Origin of the sequence: Pectinatus frisingensis, from assembly GCF_014076555.1 — a bacterium.
Taxonomy (GTDB): Bacteria; Bacillota; Negativicutes; order Selenomonadales; family Selenomonadaceae; genus Pectinatus; species Pectinatus frisingensis.
In genome coordinates, this window is record NZ_CP045424.1 from 235,001 (window position 1) to 249,670 (window position 14,670).

Genomic DNA, 14,670 nt, shown 5'->3' on the forward strand with positions numbered 1-14,670 from the left:
ACAATATGAGCCTCAACATCACCAGTAACTTTTGGAGCGACCGGAGGAGTTATACGCTTTTTTCGTTGAATTGTAGCGGTTAATCCGTTATTGGCATATGAAGTTCTTACTTTTTGTACGGTGGTTGCCGATGTGCTGAATGCAACAGCTATTTCTGCTACAGTCATGTGTCGTTTGTTATTCTTATCTGAAGCAAGTAGAATATTAGCTCTCAATATAGCTTTTGCTGTTGTATTACCTTTGGTAACCAAATCATGCAGCATATTTCTATCTGAATCGCTAAGTTCAATTGAGTATTTGACTGATGGCATGGTATACCCACCTTTCTTATTATAGGTATAGCATACCACTACAAACGTTTATATGCAATTTTTAGATGTTACAATATACTAGTGTATGGGGGTGGGTTTGTCAATATAAAATGACAATTGTTCATAAAATCAGATAATAGGATGTATTTATTTCTATATTTTTGTTAGAAAAGATATTTTCAAGATTATATTCCAAGTATTCTTTAAACTCTTCAAGATTCCGAGGGCATTTTGGTTTTTGTGCAGCCTTCCGCTCTAATTCCTTGGCAATTCGCTGCTTTTCCTGCTCTGACCTAATCTGCGTCTCAAGATGTTGGTTAGTATTCTTTATTTCAGCTACTTCATTTCTAAGATCATTTATAGTTCCTTCTTCTAACAGTATCTTGGATTTTAGTGCCATAACCATTTTTTCATCATTTTGTATAGTGGACCTCACTTGATCAACGTCTGTTAGTTTACATTTCAATTCTTTAATTTTAGTGTGACTTTGATCTAGCTTGACTCCTTCTTCATTTAAATCAGATTCTGTTGAATCAAGTTTGGATTGTAATTTTCCTATTTCGGATTCTTTTAATTCCGATTCTTTCTGTAATTTATTTTGTTGAACAGATGATCTTTTTATTACATTCACCGCTGCACTCAATAACGTAATATACTCTTCTGAGCATTTTTCGTTAATATGAAGGTGGGTACAGATGAGGTACAAAATGGTATGGGGGCAATAAAGCAGGCAGGGACTAATTTCGGTGCGATAATGAAAATGGTTACTGATCTTTCAGGTGAAGTTGCAAATGTTTCTTCTGTTATAAAAGGCTTGGCTGATGATGGACAGAATGTTGCGGCATCAATGTCCCAAATAGATAGTTTGATGAAAAAATCTACTGATGAAACGCAGACTGTTTCTGCAGCCACCGAGGAACAGGCGGCTTCAATGGAAGAGATTAATTCTTCCAGCGAAAAATTAAATAAAATGGCACAGGAATTACAGGAGGCAGTGCGCCAGTTTAAATTGTGATCTGGGCCAAATAATTTTATATAAAAACTGCTGCTTAAAATATACATTCAAAAATCTGACTTTTGGATGTAATTAGAATAAGCAGCGGTTTTTTGTCGTGTTATCAACCTTTGGAAATAGGCAAAACAATATGAATTATACCCGTTGACCAGGGAGCAAGATCATATGGCGGATATATAAAACCTATAAATAATTTACCCGATTTTTTTTCAAGGTAATAATTCTGGGAAACATATGTTGGGGAAGTTATTTGTTCAGGTGTGAGTTCAGCCTGTCCATCACCGTCCCAAATTGATGCAGATCCATTATTGATTGCTTTTTGAAGGTCGGTAACAGTTAAATTAATATAATCTGATGAAGGGATTTTTTTGCCGGTTTTTTTGTCATAGACAATGTTATGAACAAAGTAATTACCATGTGCAGCGTGATAATAATAGCGGTATTCTCTAAATCCGACGGACAGTACAGAAGAATCATTGTAATAAATCTTGTAATGAAAACTGGCTGTTGTTTTTGGCATGCTATCTATGGCTGCACGCATGTCAGCAATATAACTTTGGATGTCACGGTTAATGATAAAGTTTACACCATCATTATTTACATTGATTATGGGATATTCGGATTTTTCACCATTAAGGTAAAAAATCTTGTTGGTAATTTCATTAGTTGATGAGGGCGCACTTTCAGTCGGTGACAGATGAATGCAAAAAAGCATTGTCATGGTAAGCAGAGTAAATATCAGTTTGATTTTTCGGTGCGTCATTGTTCCAAACCTCCTTTAATTTGTTATAATAAAGATAATATCAGTGCATTATATTAGTCAATGATGTAATTTTTTGAATTATTAGTTATGATAGAAAATCATAGATTGTATTACACTTGAGTATTATTGAATTTTTGCCGGATGTTTTATGCTATAATAAATGCACGATCAGTGGTTATCAAATGGAGGAGTTTGTTATGGATTTTGTTTGTTCTGAGTGCGGGAATAGGGAAAGCGCAGATACTTATAAACCCAGATGTGATAAGTGCGGCGGCCTATGGAAACTGGATTTTGAACCACCCAGATTTGATTTAGACGAAGTTGATAAGGGCACGTGGAGCATCTTTCGGTATCGGAGATTTATGCCGGTAGATGATGATTCGTGGCGTAATATTTCTTTGGGAGAAGGGATGACGCCGATCATTGATTTTGATGATGGGATTTTATTTAAAATGGAATATTACATGCCAACGTTGTCATTCAAAGATCGTGGAGCGGCAATGCTGATGTCACATTGCCATAGTATCGGAGTAAAGAACGTGGTACAGGATTCCAGCGGTAACGCCGGTGATAGTGTGGCTGCCTATGCCGGGCGGGCTGGAATAAAATGTGAAATATTTGTGCCGCAAAGCACTTCACCAAAGAAAATTGGTATGATCAGAGCCCATGGGGCGGTTTGTAACGTAGTGCAGGGATCACGTGATAATTGTGCTGATGTTTGTAGGGCAAAAGTGAAAAAAGAAGGCGTATATTATGCAAATCATGTATATAATCCGCTTTTTTACGAAGGTACAAAAACTTATGTTTATGAAGTCTATGAACAGATTGGAAGAATTCCGGAAAATATCATTATTCCGGTTGGAAACGGCACATTATTCCTTGGTGTTATAAAAGGGTTGGAAGAATTATTAGCAGCTGGGATAATTGATAAAATGCCACAGATCATTATAGCACAGAGTGCACAATGTGCACCTTTTGTAAAAGCTGTTGAAAAACATGCTAAGATTCCCAGCAAAGTTGAAGTAAAACCTACTTTAGCTGAAGGAATAGCCGTAGGTGTGCCGATGCGAGGCAAAGAAATATTGGAGTATATTTATAAATATGATGTTAGAACCATAGCTGTTCCTGAAGAAATGATTTTGCCCACACGCGGCAGGCTGGCAGCCAGGGGAATTTTCTGCGAGCATACTACGGCGGCAAGCTATGCGGCATATAAGCTGTATTGTAAACAATACGGCAGGATGAAGGAATGTCTGATTCCGATGTGCGGGGCTGGATTAAAGTCCGAACCATGGTAAATATAATAATGTCAAGTTTTTTAAAAAAAGCCATTCAAAGCTTTGCCGGCAATGAATGGCTTTTTTGCATTATTTATGTTGTTGGCGCATTTTTTTCCAATGCAATATGCAGCGTATTCCCGGATGGATATGTGGAATGGCAAAACAGCGATTGCAAGAAAGACAGCTTGATTTTTGTGTCTGACCGGATGCAAATTTGGTTAGTATATCTGGCTCGCAAATCAGTGTGCGGGCTAAAGAAATTAATTTTATTTTACTTGCCAAAATGGTATTTATATCATTGACACTTTTTACTCCCCCAACAATACTCATTGGAATAGAGTGATTTTGTGCAAAAGTATTAATTCGTTTGAAATAATAAAGTGAATCACTGCGAGGCTGATTGATAAAATCAACTCCGCTCCATTCGATGAATTCAATGCCTAACTGCTGGCATTTGTCAATTACATAATCCATGTCTGCAGCATATGTTTCATCATCGGTTTGGGAATCGCTGTTTATTTTTATGGCGATAGGAAAATCATCGCCGCATTTTTCTTTTATGCCTGAAATGATTTCAGAGCAAAGACGAAAGCGGTTTTTAATATCACCGCCGTATTTATCTTGGCGATTGTTAAATGTTTTGTCAATAAAACGTGATAATAAATAGCTGTGGGCAGCGTGTAGCTGAATACCATCGACACCGGCTTGCTTAAGACGATAAGCAGCAGTTATAAAAGCTTTTTTTATCACTGTAATTTGTTCGCAGGACAATTGAGCAGCATGATGGTTTTTCTTTAATTCACGGGCAGAGACATCGAAAAGATTGTCGGTATCAATGGCTCGTGGACCGGCGTGGCTTATTTGCGGCATAAACAGACTGTTATGTTGATGGATGAGTTTAGCTGCGCGGTGGAATTGAGCAATATATTTATCATCGTCAATACGGATTTGTTCTTCATTTGCTAATCCACCGGCAAGAACGCAGCAATGCCCACTTATTATGAGAGCAATATTATTTTGACTTAATGTATTGTACATTTGGTATTCGGCATCAGTCATGAATCCGTCGGTTGATCCAAGAAAACTGTGGACGGCAGAACGGATGAAGCAATTCTTTAATCTTAAATGAGATAACTGGACAGGAGTGTCAAGGGAAATCATTACAACGGCTCCTTTATAAAATATTTTTGTTGTTTGTAGAATAGAATTAAGTACCTAATTAAGATTATCCGCTGCCATAAAAATTTTGGCAGCGGATAATTTTTGGATGTTATTATTAGTTCAGCTGTTTATACGGCGGATATTAGCACCAAGTTGGCAAAGCTTGCCGACAAGATTATCATACCCCCGGTCAATATGGTGAATGTACCCGATTTGTGTTTCACCTTCGGCGATAAGTCCGGCTAAAACCATAGCGGCACCAGCTCTTAAATCGGTAGCCTTAACCTGACAGCCTAGAAGATGATCTACGCCTTCAATTACGGATGTGCGTCCTTCAATTTTTATGTTGGCACCCATACGTTTTAACTCATCAACGTGCATAAATCTGTTCTCAAAGACTGTTTCGGTGACGAGTCCCGTTCCCTCAGCAACAGTGAGCATGGCCATGAATTGAGCCTGCATATCGGTAGGAAAGCCAGGATATGGCATCGTTTTTATATCCACAGCCTTGAGCCTTTTGTTATTTTTGACACGAATGCCCTTTACATCTTCAATTATTTCGGCACCGGCTTCAGTCAATTTGGCAATAACTGGTTTTAGATGTTCGCTAATGGCATTTTCAATATAGATGTCTCCTCTGGTCATCGCAGCAGCGACCATATAAGTACCGGCTTCAATACGATCAGGGATAATAGTATAGTTGCGGCCGGTTAATTTTTTTACACCCTCTATTTTTATGACATTAGTTCCGGCACCACGGATATTGGCCCCCATCATGTTGAGAAAATTAGCCAAGTCAATTATTTCCGGTTCTTGGGCAGGATTTTCCAAGAGAGTTTTTCCTTCAGCCATGCAAGCTGCCATCATAATATTTTCTGTGGCACCTACACTGGGAAAATCCAAATAAATTTTAGCACCTCTCAGTTTATCAGGAACAGTTGCGTTGATAAAACCGTGACCTATTTCTATTTGTGCGCCAAGTGCCTCAAAACCTTTAAGATGCAGATCTATAGGCCGTGTACCGATGGCACAGCCGCCGGGCAAGGAAATCTTTGAATGGCCGCAACGAGACAGCAAAGGCCCCATGATGAGAAAAGAGGCTCGCATTTTACGAATCAATTCATATGGTGCTTCACATGATGCTATATTTGTACTGTCAACGGACAGTATATTTTTTTCTTTTTCAAAATTTACCTTGACGCCAAGTTCACTTAAAACTTCGGAAATTGTTTCGACATCATCTAAACAAGGAACTTCTTCCAATACACAAGCTTGATCTTGACCTAATAATGTAGCGGCTATTATAGGTAAAACGGCATTTTTTGCACCGCTTATTTTAACGTGACCGTTAAGTTTTACACCGCCGTTTATGACGAGTTTTTCCAATTTACATCCCCCGAAAAATGCTTATATCCCATATAGTGTAACATTTAAAGATACATCTGGCAAGCGTAATATTATTAGTAAATATATTGCAGAAAAAGTAATAAAAAAGGTTTTATGCATTTAAAATCGACCATAAAAAATGATATATATTGTTATTTTGCATAGAAGACATATTGAAAAAAGCAATATAAAGGATTACACTTTCAGTAGTGAAATATTTGGAGGTAAATAAATGGATAAACGTATAGAAATATTAGCACATAATTTAATCAATTATTCCACACATCTGCAAAAAAACGAAAAAATACTTATTGAAATCACGGATGATGGCATAGAATTGGGAAAGGCTTTATTAAAAGAAGTTTATAAGGCTGGTGCAATTCCTTTTTTAACGTACAAGGTACAGCAGCTGCAACGTCAATTATTACTGGGAGCAGCAAAGGAACAGATGAAATTTATTGCGGAATATGAATCTATGCGTATGAAAGGTATGGATGCTTATATTGCAATACGTGGCAGTGACAATGTGAGTGAATTGGGAGATATACCTCAGGATAAGATGAAATTGTACCAGATGTATTGGATGAAGCCAGTACATAGTGATATACGGGTACCGGATACAAAGTGGTGTGTGCTGCGTTACCCTAACGGAGCAATGGCGCAGCTTGCTAATATGAGCACAGATAAATTTACCGATTATTACTTTGCTGTCTGTAATCTGGATTATGGTAAGATGGATAAAGCAATGACACCCTTAAAAGAGCGCATGGAACATGCTGATGAAATTCATATTAAGGGACCGGGCACTGATATAATTTTTTCAATAAAAGATATACCGGCAGTGAAATGCTCAGGTGCTTGTAATATTCCGGATGGGGAATTGTACACCGCTCCGGTGAAAACTTCAGTGAATGGGATAATAACTTATAATACACCGGCAGTATATCAGGGAGTTACTTTCGAAAATATATCTTTTACTTTTAAAGACGGAAAGATAATAACGGCCTCAGCTAACAAGACAGAAGAGTTAAATAAAATTTTGGATACGGATGATGGGTCACGTTATATCGGTGAGTTTTCTTTTGGGTTGAATCCGTATATAACATTTCCCATGAAAGACACATTATTTGATGAAAAGATAAGCGGTAGTATTCATTTTACACCAGGATGTGCCTATGATGACGCCGACAATACTAATCGCTCGTCGGTGCATTGGGATCTTGTATTAAATCAAACCAAGGCATACGGTGGTGGGAAAATATATATGGATGATGAATTGATAAGAGAAGATGGATTATTTGTTACTAAGGACTTGCAGTGTCTCAACCCGGAAAATTTAAAATAATAAAAAATGTATAAAAGCGGTTATCGTCAACTTGATTATTAATTAAGTTGACGATAACCGCTTTTTATGTTTTAATAGTCAAAGATGAAACAATAAAGGAAGGATGATATATTTGCAAAGTCTGGTAAAAAAAATGACTGCCCGGGAACTTGTATTATGTGGCTTATTTACGGCACTTACTGCTATTGGTGCCTTTATAAGAATACCTGTCCCCGTTGTACCGTTTACTCTGCAGTTTTTATTCACGATGTTGGCCGGTATTTTACTTGGTGGCAGACTGGGTTCCCTAAGTGTTGCCATTTATGTATTGTTGGGGTTGATTGGGTTACCGGTTTTTACTGAAGGCGGGGGACCCGCTTATATTTTTCAACCTACATTTGGTTATCTTATAGGATTTATTATTGCCAGTTGGGTAACTGGACAAATTGCCAATACAGCAGGTGCAAGGCCGTCCTTTAAACGATTGTTGGCGGCTGATTTTGCAGGAATGGCTATAGTTTATGCTTTGGGGTTGCTATATTGTTATTTTATCAGTAATTTTTATCTGGGTAAGGTCGTTTCGGTATGGATGGTATTTTTATATGGTTTTATATTGGCGGCTCCGGGAGATGCTGCATTATGTATATTGGCGGCGGCAATTGGTAAAAAAATACTGCCAATGATTAGATGAATATATATTAAGAGGGTATTGTTATGAATGGAAGGGCAAAAGGGCTGTTTATTACAGCTACAGGGACTGATGTGGGCAAAACGTATGTAACAGGACTTATCGTAAAAAAGATGCGCATGGCCGGATTGAACTGCGGTTATTACAAGGCAGCAATCAGTGGGGCAGACAGTATCAAGGAAAGCGATGCCGGTTATGTGAATAAATTTGCCGATATTGGTCAAAACAATGAAAGTCTTGTGCCGTATCTTTATAAAGAAGCGGTGTCCCCGCATTTAGCAGCCAGGATAGAAAATAATCCGGTGGAAATGTCCGTAGTAGAAAATGGCTTTAATAAAAATGCACAAGAATTTGATTATTTGACGATGGAGGGAAGCGGTGGAATAATCTGCCCGATTCGCTACGACAGTTCGACAAAAATATTTTTAAAAGATATTATAAAGCGGTTTAATTTACCGTCAATAATTGTTGCTGATGCCGGACTTGGAACGATAAACGCAGTGGTATTGACGGCTGCATATATGAAGAATCATTCGCTGCCAGTTAAAGGAATTATTTTGAATAATTATACCGGAGGTATTATGCAAAACGACAATATAAAAATGATTGAAGCTATAACCGGGCTGGAGGTACTGGCATTAATAAAACACGGTGATAAAGAATTATCAATTGCCCCGAAAAAATTAGCGTCATTTTATAATTGAGATAAGATATCAGGAGAGGGTCGGGTTCATTAATATGAATAAACTTGTGGAAGAAGACTTAAAATATATTTGGCATCCATGTTCCCAGATGAAAGACTATGAAACTTTACCGCCAATAGTTATTGATCATGGTAAAGGCAGTTATCTTTATGATGTTGACGGAAACGAATATATAGATATTATAAGTTCATGGTGGTGTAATTTGCTGGGACATTGTAACCCGGTCATAAATGCTGCCGTAAAAGAGCAGCTCGATAAACTGGAACATGTTATTTTTGCTAATTTATCACATGAACCAGCAATCAAACTTTGTCAAGAGTTGGTAAAGGTTTTGCCACCGGGTTTAAGTAAATTCAATTTTATGGATAACGGTTCATCTGCCGTAGAGTGCGCACTAAAAATGGCATTTCAATATCAGGCACAGATCGGACAGACTAAACGGACCAGATTCATGTGTTTATCCGGAGGGTATCACGGTGAAACAATAGGGGCTTTATCAGTTGGCAGTATGGATCTTTATGCTAAAATTTACAAGCCGATGCTGATGGATACCATTCATATACAGGCACCGGATTGTTATCGTTGTCCATATGGATTGCAGCGGGATGATTGTCAATGTGAATGTTTTGAATATGCTGAGAAGAATTTTACTCATTATAGTAAGGTGACAGCAGCAATAATTGTCGAGCCGTTATTACAGGGCAGTGCAGGAATGCGTATTTATCCGCCGCTGTATTTAAAAAAATTGCGCAAACTTTGTGACAGTGCAGGTGTACTGCTCATAGTTGATGAGATAGCTACAGGATTTGGCCGTACCGGTAAGATGTTTGCCTGTGACTATGCACAGATATCACCAGACTTAATGTGTGTTTCCAAGGGGCTGACTGGCGGTTACATGCCTATGTCGATAAGTATCACCACCAAGAAAATATATGATGCTTTTTATGCCGATTATAGTGAAGGAAAGGCCTTTATGCATAGTCACACATATAGCGGCAATCCACTTGGCTGCAGTGCGGCACTTGCGGTGCAGAAAATATTGCGCGAAGACAAGATATTGGAAAAGGCGCAGCCAATGGCCAAATATCTTAACAATAAAATTCGTGAAAGAATAGCAGAACATAAAAATGTTGGGGAAATACGCCATATCGGATTGATTAACGCAATAGAAATTGTTGCTGATAAGGTCGATAAAAAACCTTTTGCACCGCAGCTGCGCATAGGTTATCAGATATATAAAACAGCCTTAAAAAATGGACTTTTGCTAAGGCCGCTGGGGGATATACTGTATTTCAATCCACCGCTTAATATCGATCAGGGTACACTTGATAAAGCAGTAGAAAAATGTGCAGCAGCAATGGAGGCAGTGCTGTCATAAAATGCCACAAAATAGTACTATTCAATTAGATAGTAGTAAAGTGCATAATAGAAATTATAGAAAATGAGCATAGTGAATATTGTATAATGAGAAAACCTTGTATATAATAACAGCATAAGTTGATTCTGTTTATTGCAAAGGCGCAAACGTGTTATAGTTTGCGCTTTTTTAGTCTGACCAGTGAATGTGTAAAATTGGATATAAAGGGAAATTGTGTACTGATATCCGGTGGTAAAATTTGTTTAATGGTATCTTTTAATAGTCATATGGTTTTTTCTTTGGAGGGTTACAGCTGGAGTAAATATGTTGTGCAGATTTATGATTTTTTACAATTAAAACATAAAAATTGCAAATGCTTTTTTCTGCAATATCGCTATAATCAGAATGCAGTGATATGAGATAATTGTTGGAGGTCGTGCTGATCATACCGGGACAACGCTGATGGATATGTGGTATGATGCTTTTTTGCTGGGAGCAAGTAATGATTGCTGCTGTACCTGATCTTTGTATAGGCAGGATAGATGCGGTGCCGGCCGCGGGATATTGTAAAATAGCTCCCAATAAAGTAAATACGATATCTGGTCGTATTGTGTTTGAATTGGATATTCGCAGTATGGTAGAAGGAAAAGCCAAATTTATTTTTTATAAGCAACGGTATGTGCCATTGGCAGGTTACCAGAGTTATGTGGTAATTGGCAACGCCAATGACATGAAGTATAATATTTATGATGATATGGCGAATGTGTTCATTAGAGATTTACTGCCAACAGAGATTGGGAATTTGATGTGAATATGCATATTTTATCGTTTAATCTAGGTGGCAGTCACGCATTTGCTGAAACACATGTACAAGAGCGCGTATATTTTGTCGGGCGAAGGGCTATATCTCATGGAACAGCAATGGCTGCCAATAAAAAAGATGATTTTATGTGCTTTGACCCATATGTACCGCAGTGTCCATATGGGGTAGGACGGGAGCCGTTTGCATATATTTATTTCAGTGATTGTAACAAAGATACATAAATTTAGGAGGTAGTTTTATGAAACTGGCGATTGTGGAACCTATAGGCATTAACGAGGCCAAATGTCATGAATTAACAGAAAAAATATTGAAAAATCGGGTGGAAGTGAATTATTATAATACACCGGCTGATGATGAAGAAAAAATAAAACGTTCCCAGGGGGCACAGGCAGTGATGATTGCCAATAAACCATATAAAGATAATATCCTTATGCAGTGCCCGGATATTAAAATGCTTTCAGTGGCATTCACTGGTGTCGATCATGTGGGGATGGGTTATTGCCGCAAAAAGGGTATTGTGGTATCTAATTGTTCAGGATATGCAAATGAGGCCGTGAGTGAATTGGTCATGGGAATGTGTATTGGACTATATAGAAAACTGTCCGAATGCAGCAGCGCTGTACATACGGGAAAGACGAGTGCCGGTCTGCTGGGAATGGAGCTTTGCGGGAAAAAGTTCGGGGTGATTGGTGCTGGTGCCATAGGATTGAAAACAGCCGCTTTGGCCAAGGCGTTTGGTTGTGAAGTCTACTGCTATAAGCGTAATAAACCTGAAAATAGTGGGTATACTTTTACAGACATGGATACAATTTTGAAGACCTGTGATATTATTTCTCTACATGTTCCTTTGAATGATAGTACTAAGGGATTGATTAATAGTGATAAGATAAAATTAATGAAAAAAAATGCTATTTTAATAAATACAGCAAGAGGACCGGTAGTGGAAACGCAGGCCTTGGCTGCGGCACTGCAAAGCGGCAGTATTGCCGGTGCCGGCGTAGATGTATTCGATGTTGAACCGCCTGTTTCAAAGGAAAATCCGTTGCTTACGGCGCCTAATATTATTTTGACGCCGCATATTGGCTTTGATACCAAGGAAGCATTGGAAAAAAGAGCCATAATTGCTTTCATGAATGTTGCCAAATGGCTCGATGGCATGCCGCAAAATGTGATGTAAGATTTAAATGGACCATGAGGGAAAAGAAATGTTTATGCAAAGGCTGAAAATATAGAAAAATGGCTTAGAAAAATAAATCGATTTAATCCCACACCGGAATTTGGGACGATGGATACTTTTCACAAAAATTCGCATCATCAGGTATGATTTTTGTGCCGGGCAGAGCGGGCATAAGTCATAGTCCAGAAGAATGGACAGATTTTGCAGCTATTGATAAAGGTACGAATGTATTGAAAAATACTTTATGTGCATTGGCAAATCTAAAAGGATTATGATTTTATCCATTATAAATCAGCTAAAGATAACAGCTGTATTTTCCAGTTATTATTCCTGTATATTGATAATGCAAAAAGTGTGTAACTCGTCATTAGTAACGAATTTACACACTTTTTTGCTATTATAAAAATAATACTAATAATATAACCTTTTAAAAGTAATTACAATAATCAGAAAAAAGTGACTGCCGCATCTTCGAAATGCGACAGTCTAAAATGATGTGATTATTTACATTATAGCTAACTGGGCATTGGGAATATCGGTAATAAACATATAACCGGGTGCGTGAGTTATCATAAAGGCTGGTTTTACAGTCATTGCTATAGACTGCGGTGTTACACCGCAAGCCCAAAATACAGGAATTTCCCCATCGTATATCTTGGAAGGTTCGCCGAAATCAGGCTTATCAATATCTTTAATACCAATCATTTCAGGATTGCCGAGATGAATGGGAGCGCCATGCACAAAGGGCATTCGTGTTGTTATTTGAATAGCACGGATAGCGTCGGCTGGTTTCATTGGACGCATAGATACGACCATTGGCCCATGGAAAACTCCGGCAGGGATACATTCAATATTAGTTAAATACATTGGCACATTGTGATTATCGGTAATGTGGCGTATTTCCAGACCAGCTTCAAGCAGCGGACTTTCAAAGGAAAAACTGCAGCCTAAGAGAAAGGCAACCAAGTCATTGGACCAATATGGAGCAATATTATCAACCTCATCGGTTAATTCCCCATGACGATAGATGCGATAACGCGGAATGTCATAGCGAAGATCAGCTGTCGGTGCCGTAAGGCGCGGTATGGGACTGCCTGCTTCAGTGACATCAAGCAGTGGACAAGGTTTTTTATTGCGCTGGCAAAATAGCAAAAAATCAAAAGCAAGTTCTTTCGGCAATATTGCCATATTTGCCTGGGCATAGCCATTGCACATGCCGCTGGTCGGCACAGATATTTTCCCATCATGAACCAACTGACGTACTTGTTTAGGTGTAAAATCTGCATAATTCATGTTTATTCTCCTATGGAAAATTACAAGGGTTTATTCAAGATTTCTTCTAAATGATCTTCCAGATAATTAGTATCGATTCTTCCTGCGAGAAATATTTTATTGGCTAGTAGCCGGCGATGCATATCTATGGTAGTTTTGACGCCGGTTATTGTAAAATTATTTAACGCATAGGCCATTTTTTCTATGGCTTTGTCACGCGTGGGGGCCCAGACAATTACCTTGGCGATCATTGAATCATAAAATGGTGTTATGATATTGCCGGTATACATAGCACTGTCAATGCGGATACCACTGCCGGCGGGAGGACTATAGGCGGTCAGTATGCCTGGACAGGGCATAAAATTGTTATAAGGATCTTCAGCATTAATGCGGCATTCTATGGCCCAGCCATTAATATGAATATCATCTTGTGTCCAGGGAAGAACTTCTCCGGCAGCAACGATAATTTGTGCCTTGATAAGATCAGTTCCGGTTATCATCTCAGTGACTGGATGTTCTACCTGGATACGGGTGTTCATTTCCATAAAATAAAAATTTTTTTGTTCATCAACTATAAATTCAATGGTTCCGGCACCACTGTAATTAACGGCTTTAGCAGCGCAAACAGCTGCAGTTCCCATTTTTTTCCGCAGAACATCAGTTATTATAGGAGACGGGGCCTCTTCAAGCAGTTTTTGGTGGCGGCGCTGTACGGAACAGTCACGTTCTCCCAGATAAACGACATTACCGTAATTATCGGCCATTATTTGTATTTCTACATGTCGAGAATGTGTGAGGTATTTCTCCAGATAGACACCGGCATTACCAAAAGATCGTTCGGCTTCTTGCGCAGCCTGATGCAGTGCTTTTTCGAGTTCTGAACTGCTGTCGACGACACGCATTCCCTTGCCGCCGCCACCGGCAGTTGCCTTTATAAGCACCGGATATCCAATTCTTTCGGCGGTTTTCTTAGCATCGGCACTGTTTACAATAAGGTTTTTTGTTCCTGGAATAATAGGAACGGCGGCTTTGGACATAGTTTGTCTGGCAATAGCCTTATCGCCCATACTGGCTATTGCACTGCTTGATGGGCCAATAAAGTTTATATTGGCGTTTATACAGGCTTTGGCAAAGTCGGCATTTTCAGCCAGAAAACCATAACCGGGATGGATTGCGTCTGCCTTGGTGTGTAAAGCGATAGTGATTATTCTTGAAATATCCAGATAGCTTTTTTTAGCTTGTGAGGCACCGATGCAGTAAGCTTCGTCAGCTAATTTAACATGTAGTGAATCTTTATCGGCTTTTGAATATACAGCCACCGACAGAATGCCCATTTCGTGGCATGCTTTAATTATTCGGACAGCAATTTCACCACGATTGGCAATAAGAATTTTTCTAAACATAAGCAT

At 38.7% G+C, this 14,670-nt stretch carries 17 protein-coding genes (1 of these 17 running past the window's edge); 10 read left to right on the forward strand and 7 right to left on the reverse strand.

Annotated features, from left to right (window positions below; all coding sequences use genetic code 11):
* Together F8M42_RS13570 and F8M42_RS01090 are read right to left on the reverse strand one after the other, a co-directional pair.
* Positions 1-311 carry the 5' portion of a helix-turn-helix domain-containing protein gene (locus F8M42_RS13570; protein WP_196595289.1) on the reverse strand. It extends 151 nt beyond the left edge of the window, so only the first 311 of its 462 coding nucleotides appear in the window; its start codon is at positions 309-311; the stop codon falls past the left edge of the window.
* 121 nt (positions 312-432) lie between these two features.
* Positions 433-942, reverse strand: coding sequence for a hypothetical protein (locus F8M42_RS01090; RefSeq protein ID WP_182187584.1), 510 nt, complete (start codon positions 940-942; stop codon positions 433-435).
* A gap of 48 nt (positions 943-990) precedes the next feature.
* Here F8M42_RS01090 and F8M42_RS01095 point away from each other — a divergent pair, with 48 nt between their 5' ends.
* Positions 991-1,326: a methyl-accepting chemotaxis protein gene (locus tag F8M42_RS01095; RefSeq protein WP_182187585.1), complete on the forward strand. Its 336-nt coding sequence runs from the start codon at positions 991-993 to the stop codon at positions 1,324-1,326.
* Positions 1,327-1,429: 103 nt separating this feature from the next.
* Here F8M42_RS01095 and F8M42_RS01100 read toward each other — a convergent pair whose 3' ends face one another.
* Positions 1,430-2,089 (reverse strand): RsiV family protein, encoded by a 660-nt coding sequence (locus tag F8M42_RS01100; protein ID WP_182187586.1) that lies wholly within the window; start codon positions 2,087-2,089, stop codon positions 1,430-1,432.
* A 197-nt stretch (positions 2,090-2,286) separates the two neighbouring features.
* On the opposite strand from F8M42_RS01100, the gene F8M42_RS01105 reads away from it, so the two are divergent.
* On the forward strand, positions 2,287-3,387 hold the full coding sequence (locus F8M42_RS01105) for a threonine synthase (protein ID WP_182187587.1): 1,101 nt from the start codon (positions 2,287-2,289) through the stop codon (positions 3,385-3,387).
* 69 nt (positions 3,388-3,456) lie between these two features.
* Here F8M42_RS01105 and F8M42_RS01110 read toward each other — a convergent pair whose 3' ends face one another.
* Both F8M42_RS01110 and murA read right to left on the reverse strand, forming a co-directional pair.
* A complete protein-coding gene (locus F8M42_RS01110; RefSeq protein ID WP_182187588.1) occupies positions 3,457-4,530 on the reverse strand; it encodes an oxidoreductase in 1,074 nt (357 codons plus the stop codon).
* Positions 4,531-4,650: 120 nt separating this feature from the next.
* Positions 4,651-5,916: a UDP-N-acetylglucosamine 1-carboxyvinyltransferase gene (gene murA, locus F8M42_RS01115; protein WP_182187589.1), complete on the reverse strand. Its 1,266-nt coding sequence runs from the start codon at positions 5,914-5,916 to the stop codon at positions 4,651-4,653.
* A gap of 232 nt (positions 5,917-6,148) precedes the next feature.
* Here murA and F8M42_RS01120 point away from each other — a divergent pair, with 232 nt between their 5' ends.
* From F8M42_RS01120 to F8M42_RS01155, 8 genes are all read left to right on the forward strand, one after another.
* Positions 6,149-7,261, forward strand: coding sequence for an aminopeptidase (locus F8M42_RS01120; protein ID WP_182187590.1), 1,113 nt, complete (start codon positions 6,149-6,151; stop codon positions 7,259-7,261).
* A gap of 112 nt (positions 7,262-7,373) precedes the next feature.
* On the forward strand, positions 7,374-7,931 hold the full coding sequence (locus F8M42_RS01125) for a biotin transporter BioY (RefSeq protein WP_229711388.1): 558 nt from the start codon (positions 7,374-7,376) through the stop codon (positions 7,929-7,931).
* Between the two features lie 23 nt (positions 7,932-7,954).
* On the forward strand, positions 7,955-8,632 hold the full coding sequence (bioD, locus tag F8M42_RS01130; RefSeq protein WP_182187592.1) for a dethiobiotin synthase: 678 nt from the start codon (positions 7,955-7,957) through the stop codon (positions 8,630-8,632).
* Between the two features lie 34 nt (positions 8,633-8,666).
* Entirely contained in the window at positions 8,667-10,010 is a 1,344-nt protein-coding gene (gene bioA, locus F8M42_RS01135; protein WP_182187593.1) for an adenosylmethionine--8-amino-7-oxononanoate transaminase, read from the forward strand.
* Positions 10,011-10,464: 454 nt separating this feature from the next.
* On the forward strand, positions 10,465-10,800 hold the full coding sequence (locus tag F8M42_RS01140) for a hypothetical protein (protein ID WP_196598282.1): 336 nt from the start codon (positions 10,465-10,467) through the stop codon (positions 10,798-10,800).
* A complete protein-coding gene (locus F8M42_RS01145; protein WP_182187595.1) occupies positions 10,797-11,033 on the forward strand; it encodes a cupin domain-containing protein in 237 nt (78 codons plus the stop codon). The genes F8M42_RS01140 and F8M42_RS01145 overlap by 4 nt, the downstream gene beginning before the upstream one ends.
* Positions 11,034-11,050: 17 nt before the next feature.
* Positions 11,051-11,989, forward strand: a complete 939-nt coding sequence (locus tag F8M42_RS01150) for an NAD(P)-dependent oxidoreductase (RefSeq protein ID WP_182187596.1) — start codon at positions 11,051-11,053, stop codon at positions 11,987-11,989.
* Positions 11,990-12,141: 152 nt separating this feature from the next.
* Positions 12,142-12,264 (forward strand): hypothetical protein, encoded by a 123-nt coding sequence (locus F8M42_RS01155; protein WP_229711389.1) that lies wholly within the window; start codon positions 12,142-12,144, stop codon positions 12,262-12,264.
* 229 nt (positions 12,265-12,493) lie between these two features.
* Here the strand turns inward: F8M42_RS01155 and F8M42_RS01160 are convergent, their stop codons facing one another.
* A complete protein-coding gene (locus F8M42_RS01160; protein ID WP_182187597.1) occupies positions 12,494-13,282 on the reverse strand; it encodes a putative hydro-lyase in 789 nt (262 codons plus the stop codon).
* A gap of 20 nt (positions 13,283-13,302) precedes the next feature.
* Positions 13,303-14,664: an acetyl-CoA carboxylase biotin carboxylase subunit gene (gene accC, locus F8M42_RS01165; RefSeq protein ID WP_182187598.1), complete on the reverse strand. Its 1,362-nt coding sequence runs from the start codon at positions 14,662-14,664 to the stop codon at positions 13,303-13,305.
* Positions 14,665-14,670: the final 6 nt, after the last annotated feature.

Coding starts and splice junctions, on each gene's coding strand:
- bioA (WP_182187593.1), top strand. CDS start 8,667: ATGAATAAACTTGTGGAAGAAGACTTAAAATATATTTGGCATCCATGT.
- bioD (WP_182187592.1), top strand. CDS start 7,955: ATGAATGGAAGGGCAAAAGGGCTGTTTATTACAGCTACAGGGACTGAT.
- F8M42_RS01110 (WP_182187588.1), bottom strand. CDS start 4,530: ATGATTTCCCTTGACACTCCTGTCCAGTTATCTCATTTAAGATTAAAG.
- F8M42_RS01160 (WP_182187597.1), bottom strand. CDS start 13,282: ATGAATTATGCAGATTTTACACCTAAACAAGTACGTCAGTTGGTTCAT.
- F8M42_RS01105 (WP_182187587.1), top strand. CDS start 2,287: ATGGATTTTGTTTGTTCTGAGTGCGGGAATAGGGAAAGCGCAGATACT.
- F8M42_RS01140 (WP_196598282.1), top strand. CDS start 10,465: ATGATGCTTTTTTGCTGGGAGCAAGTAATGATTGCTGCTGTACCTGAT.
- F8M42_RS01150 (WP_182187596.1), top strand. CDS start 11,051: ATGAAACTGGCGATTGTGGAACCTATAGGCATTAACGAGGCCAAATGT.
- accC (WP_182187598.1), bottom strand. CDS start 14,664: ATGTTTAGAAAAATTCTTATTGCCAATCGTGGTGAAATTGCTGTCCGA.
- F8M42_RS01120 (WP_182187590.1), top strand. CDS start 6,149: ATGGATAAACGTATAGAAATATTAGCACATAATTTAATCAATTATTCC.
- F8M42_RS01095 (WP_182187585.1), top strand. CDS start 991: ATGAAGGTGGGTACAGATGAGGTACAAAATGGTATGGGGGCAATAAAG.
- F8M42_RS01100 (WP_182187586.1), bottom strand. CDS start 2,089: ATGACGCACCGAAAAATCAAACTGATATTTACTCTGCTTACCATGACA.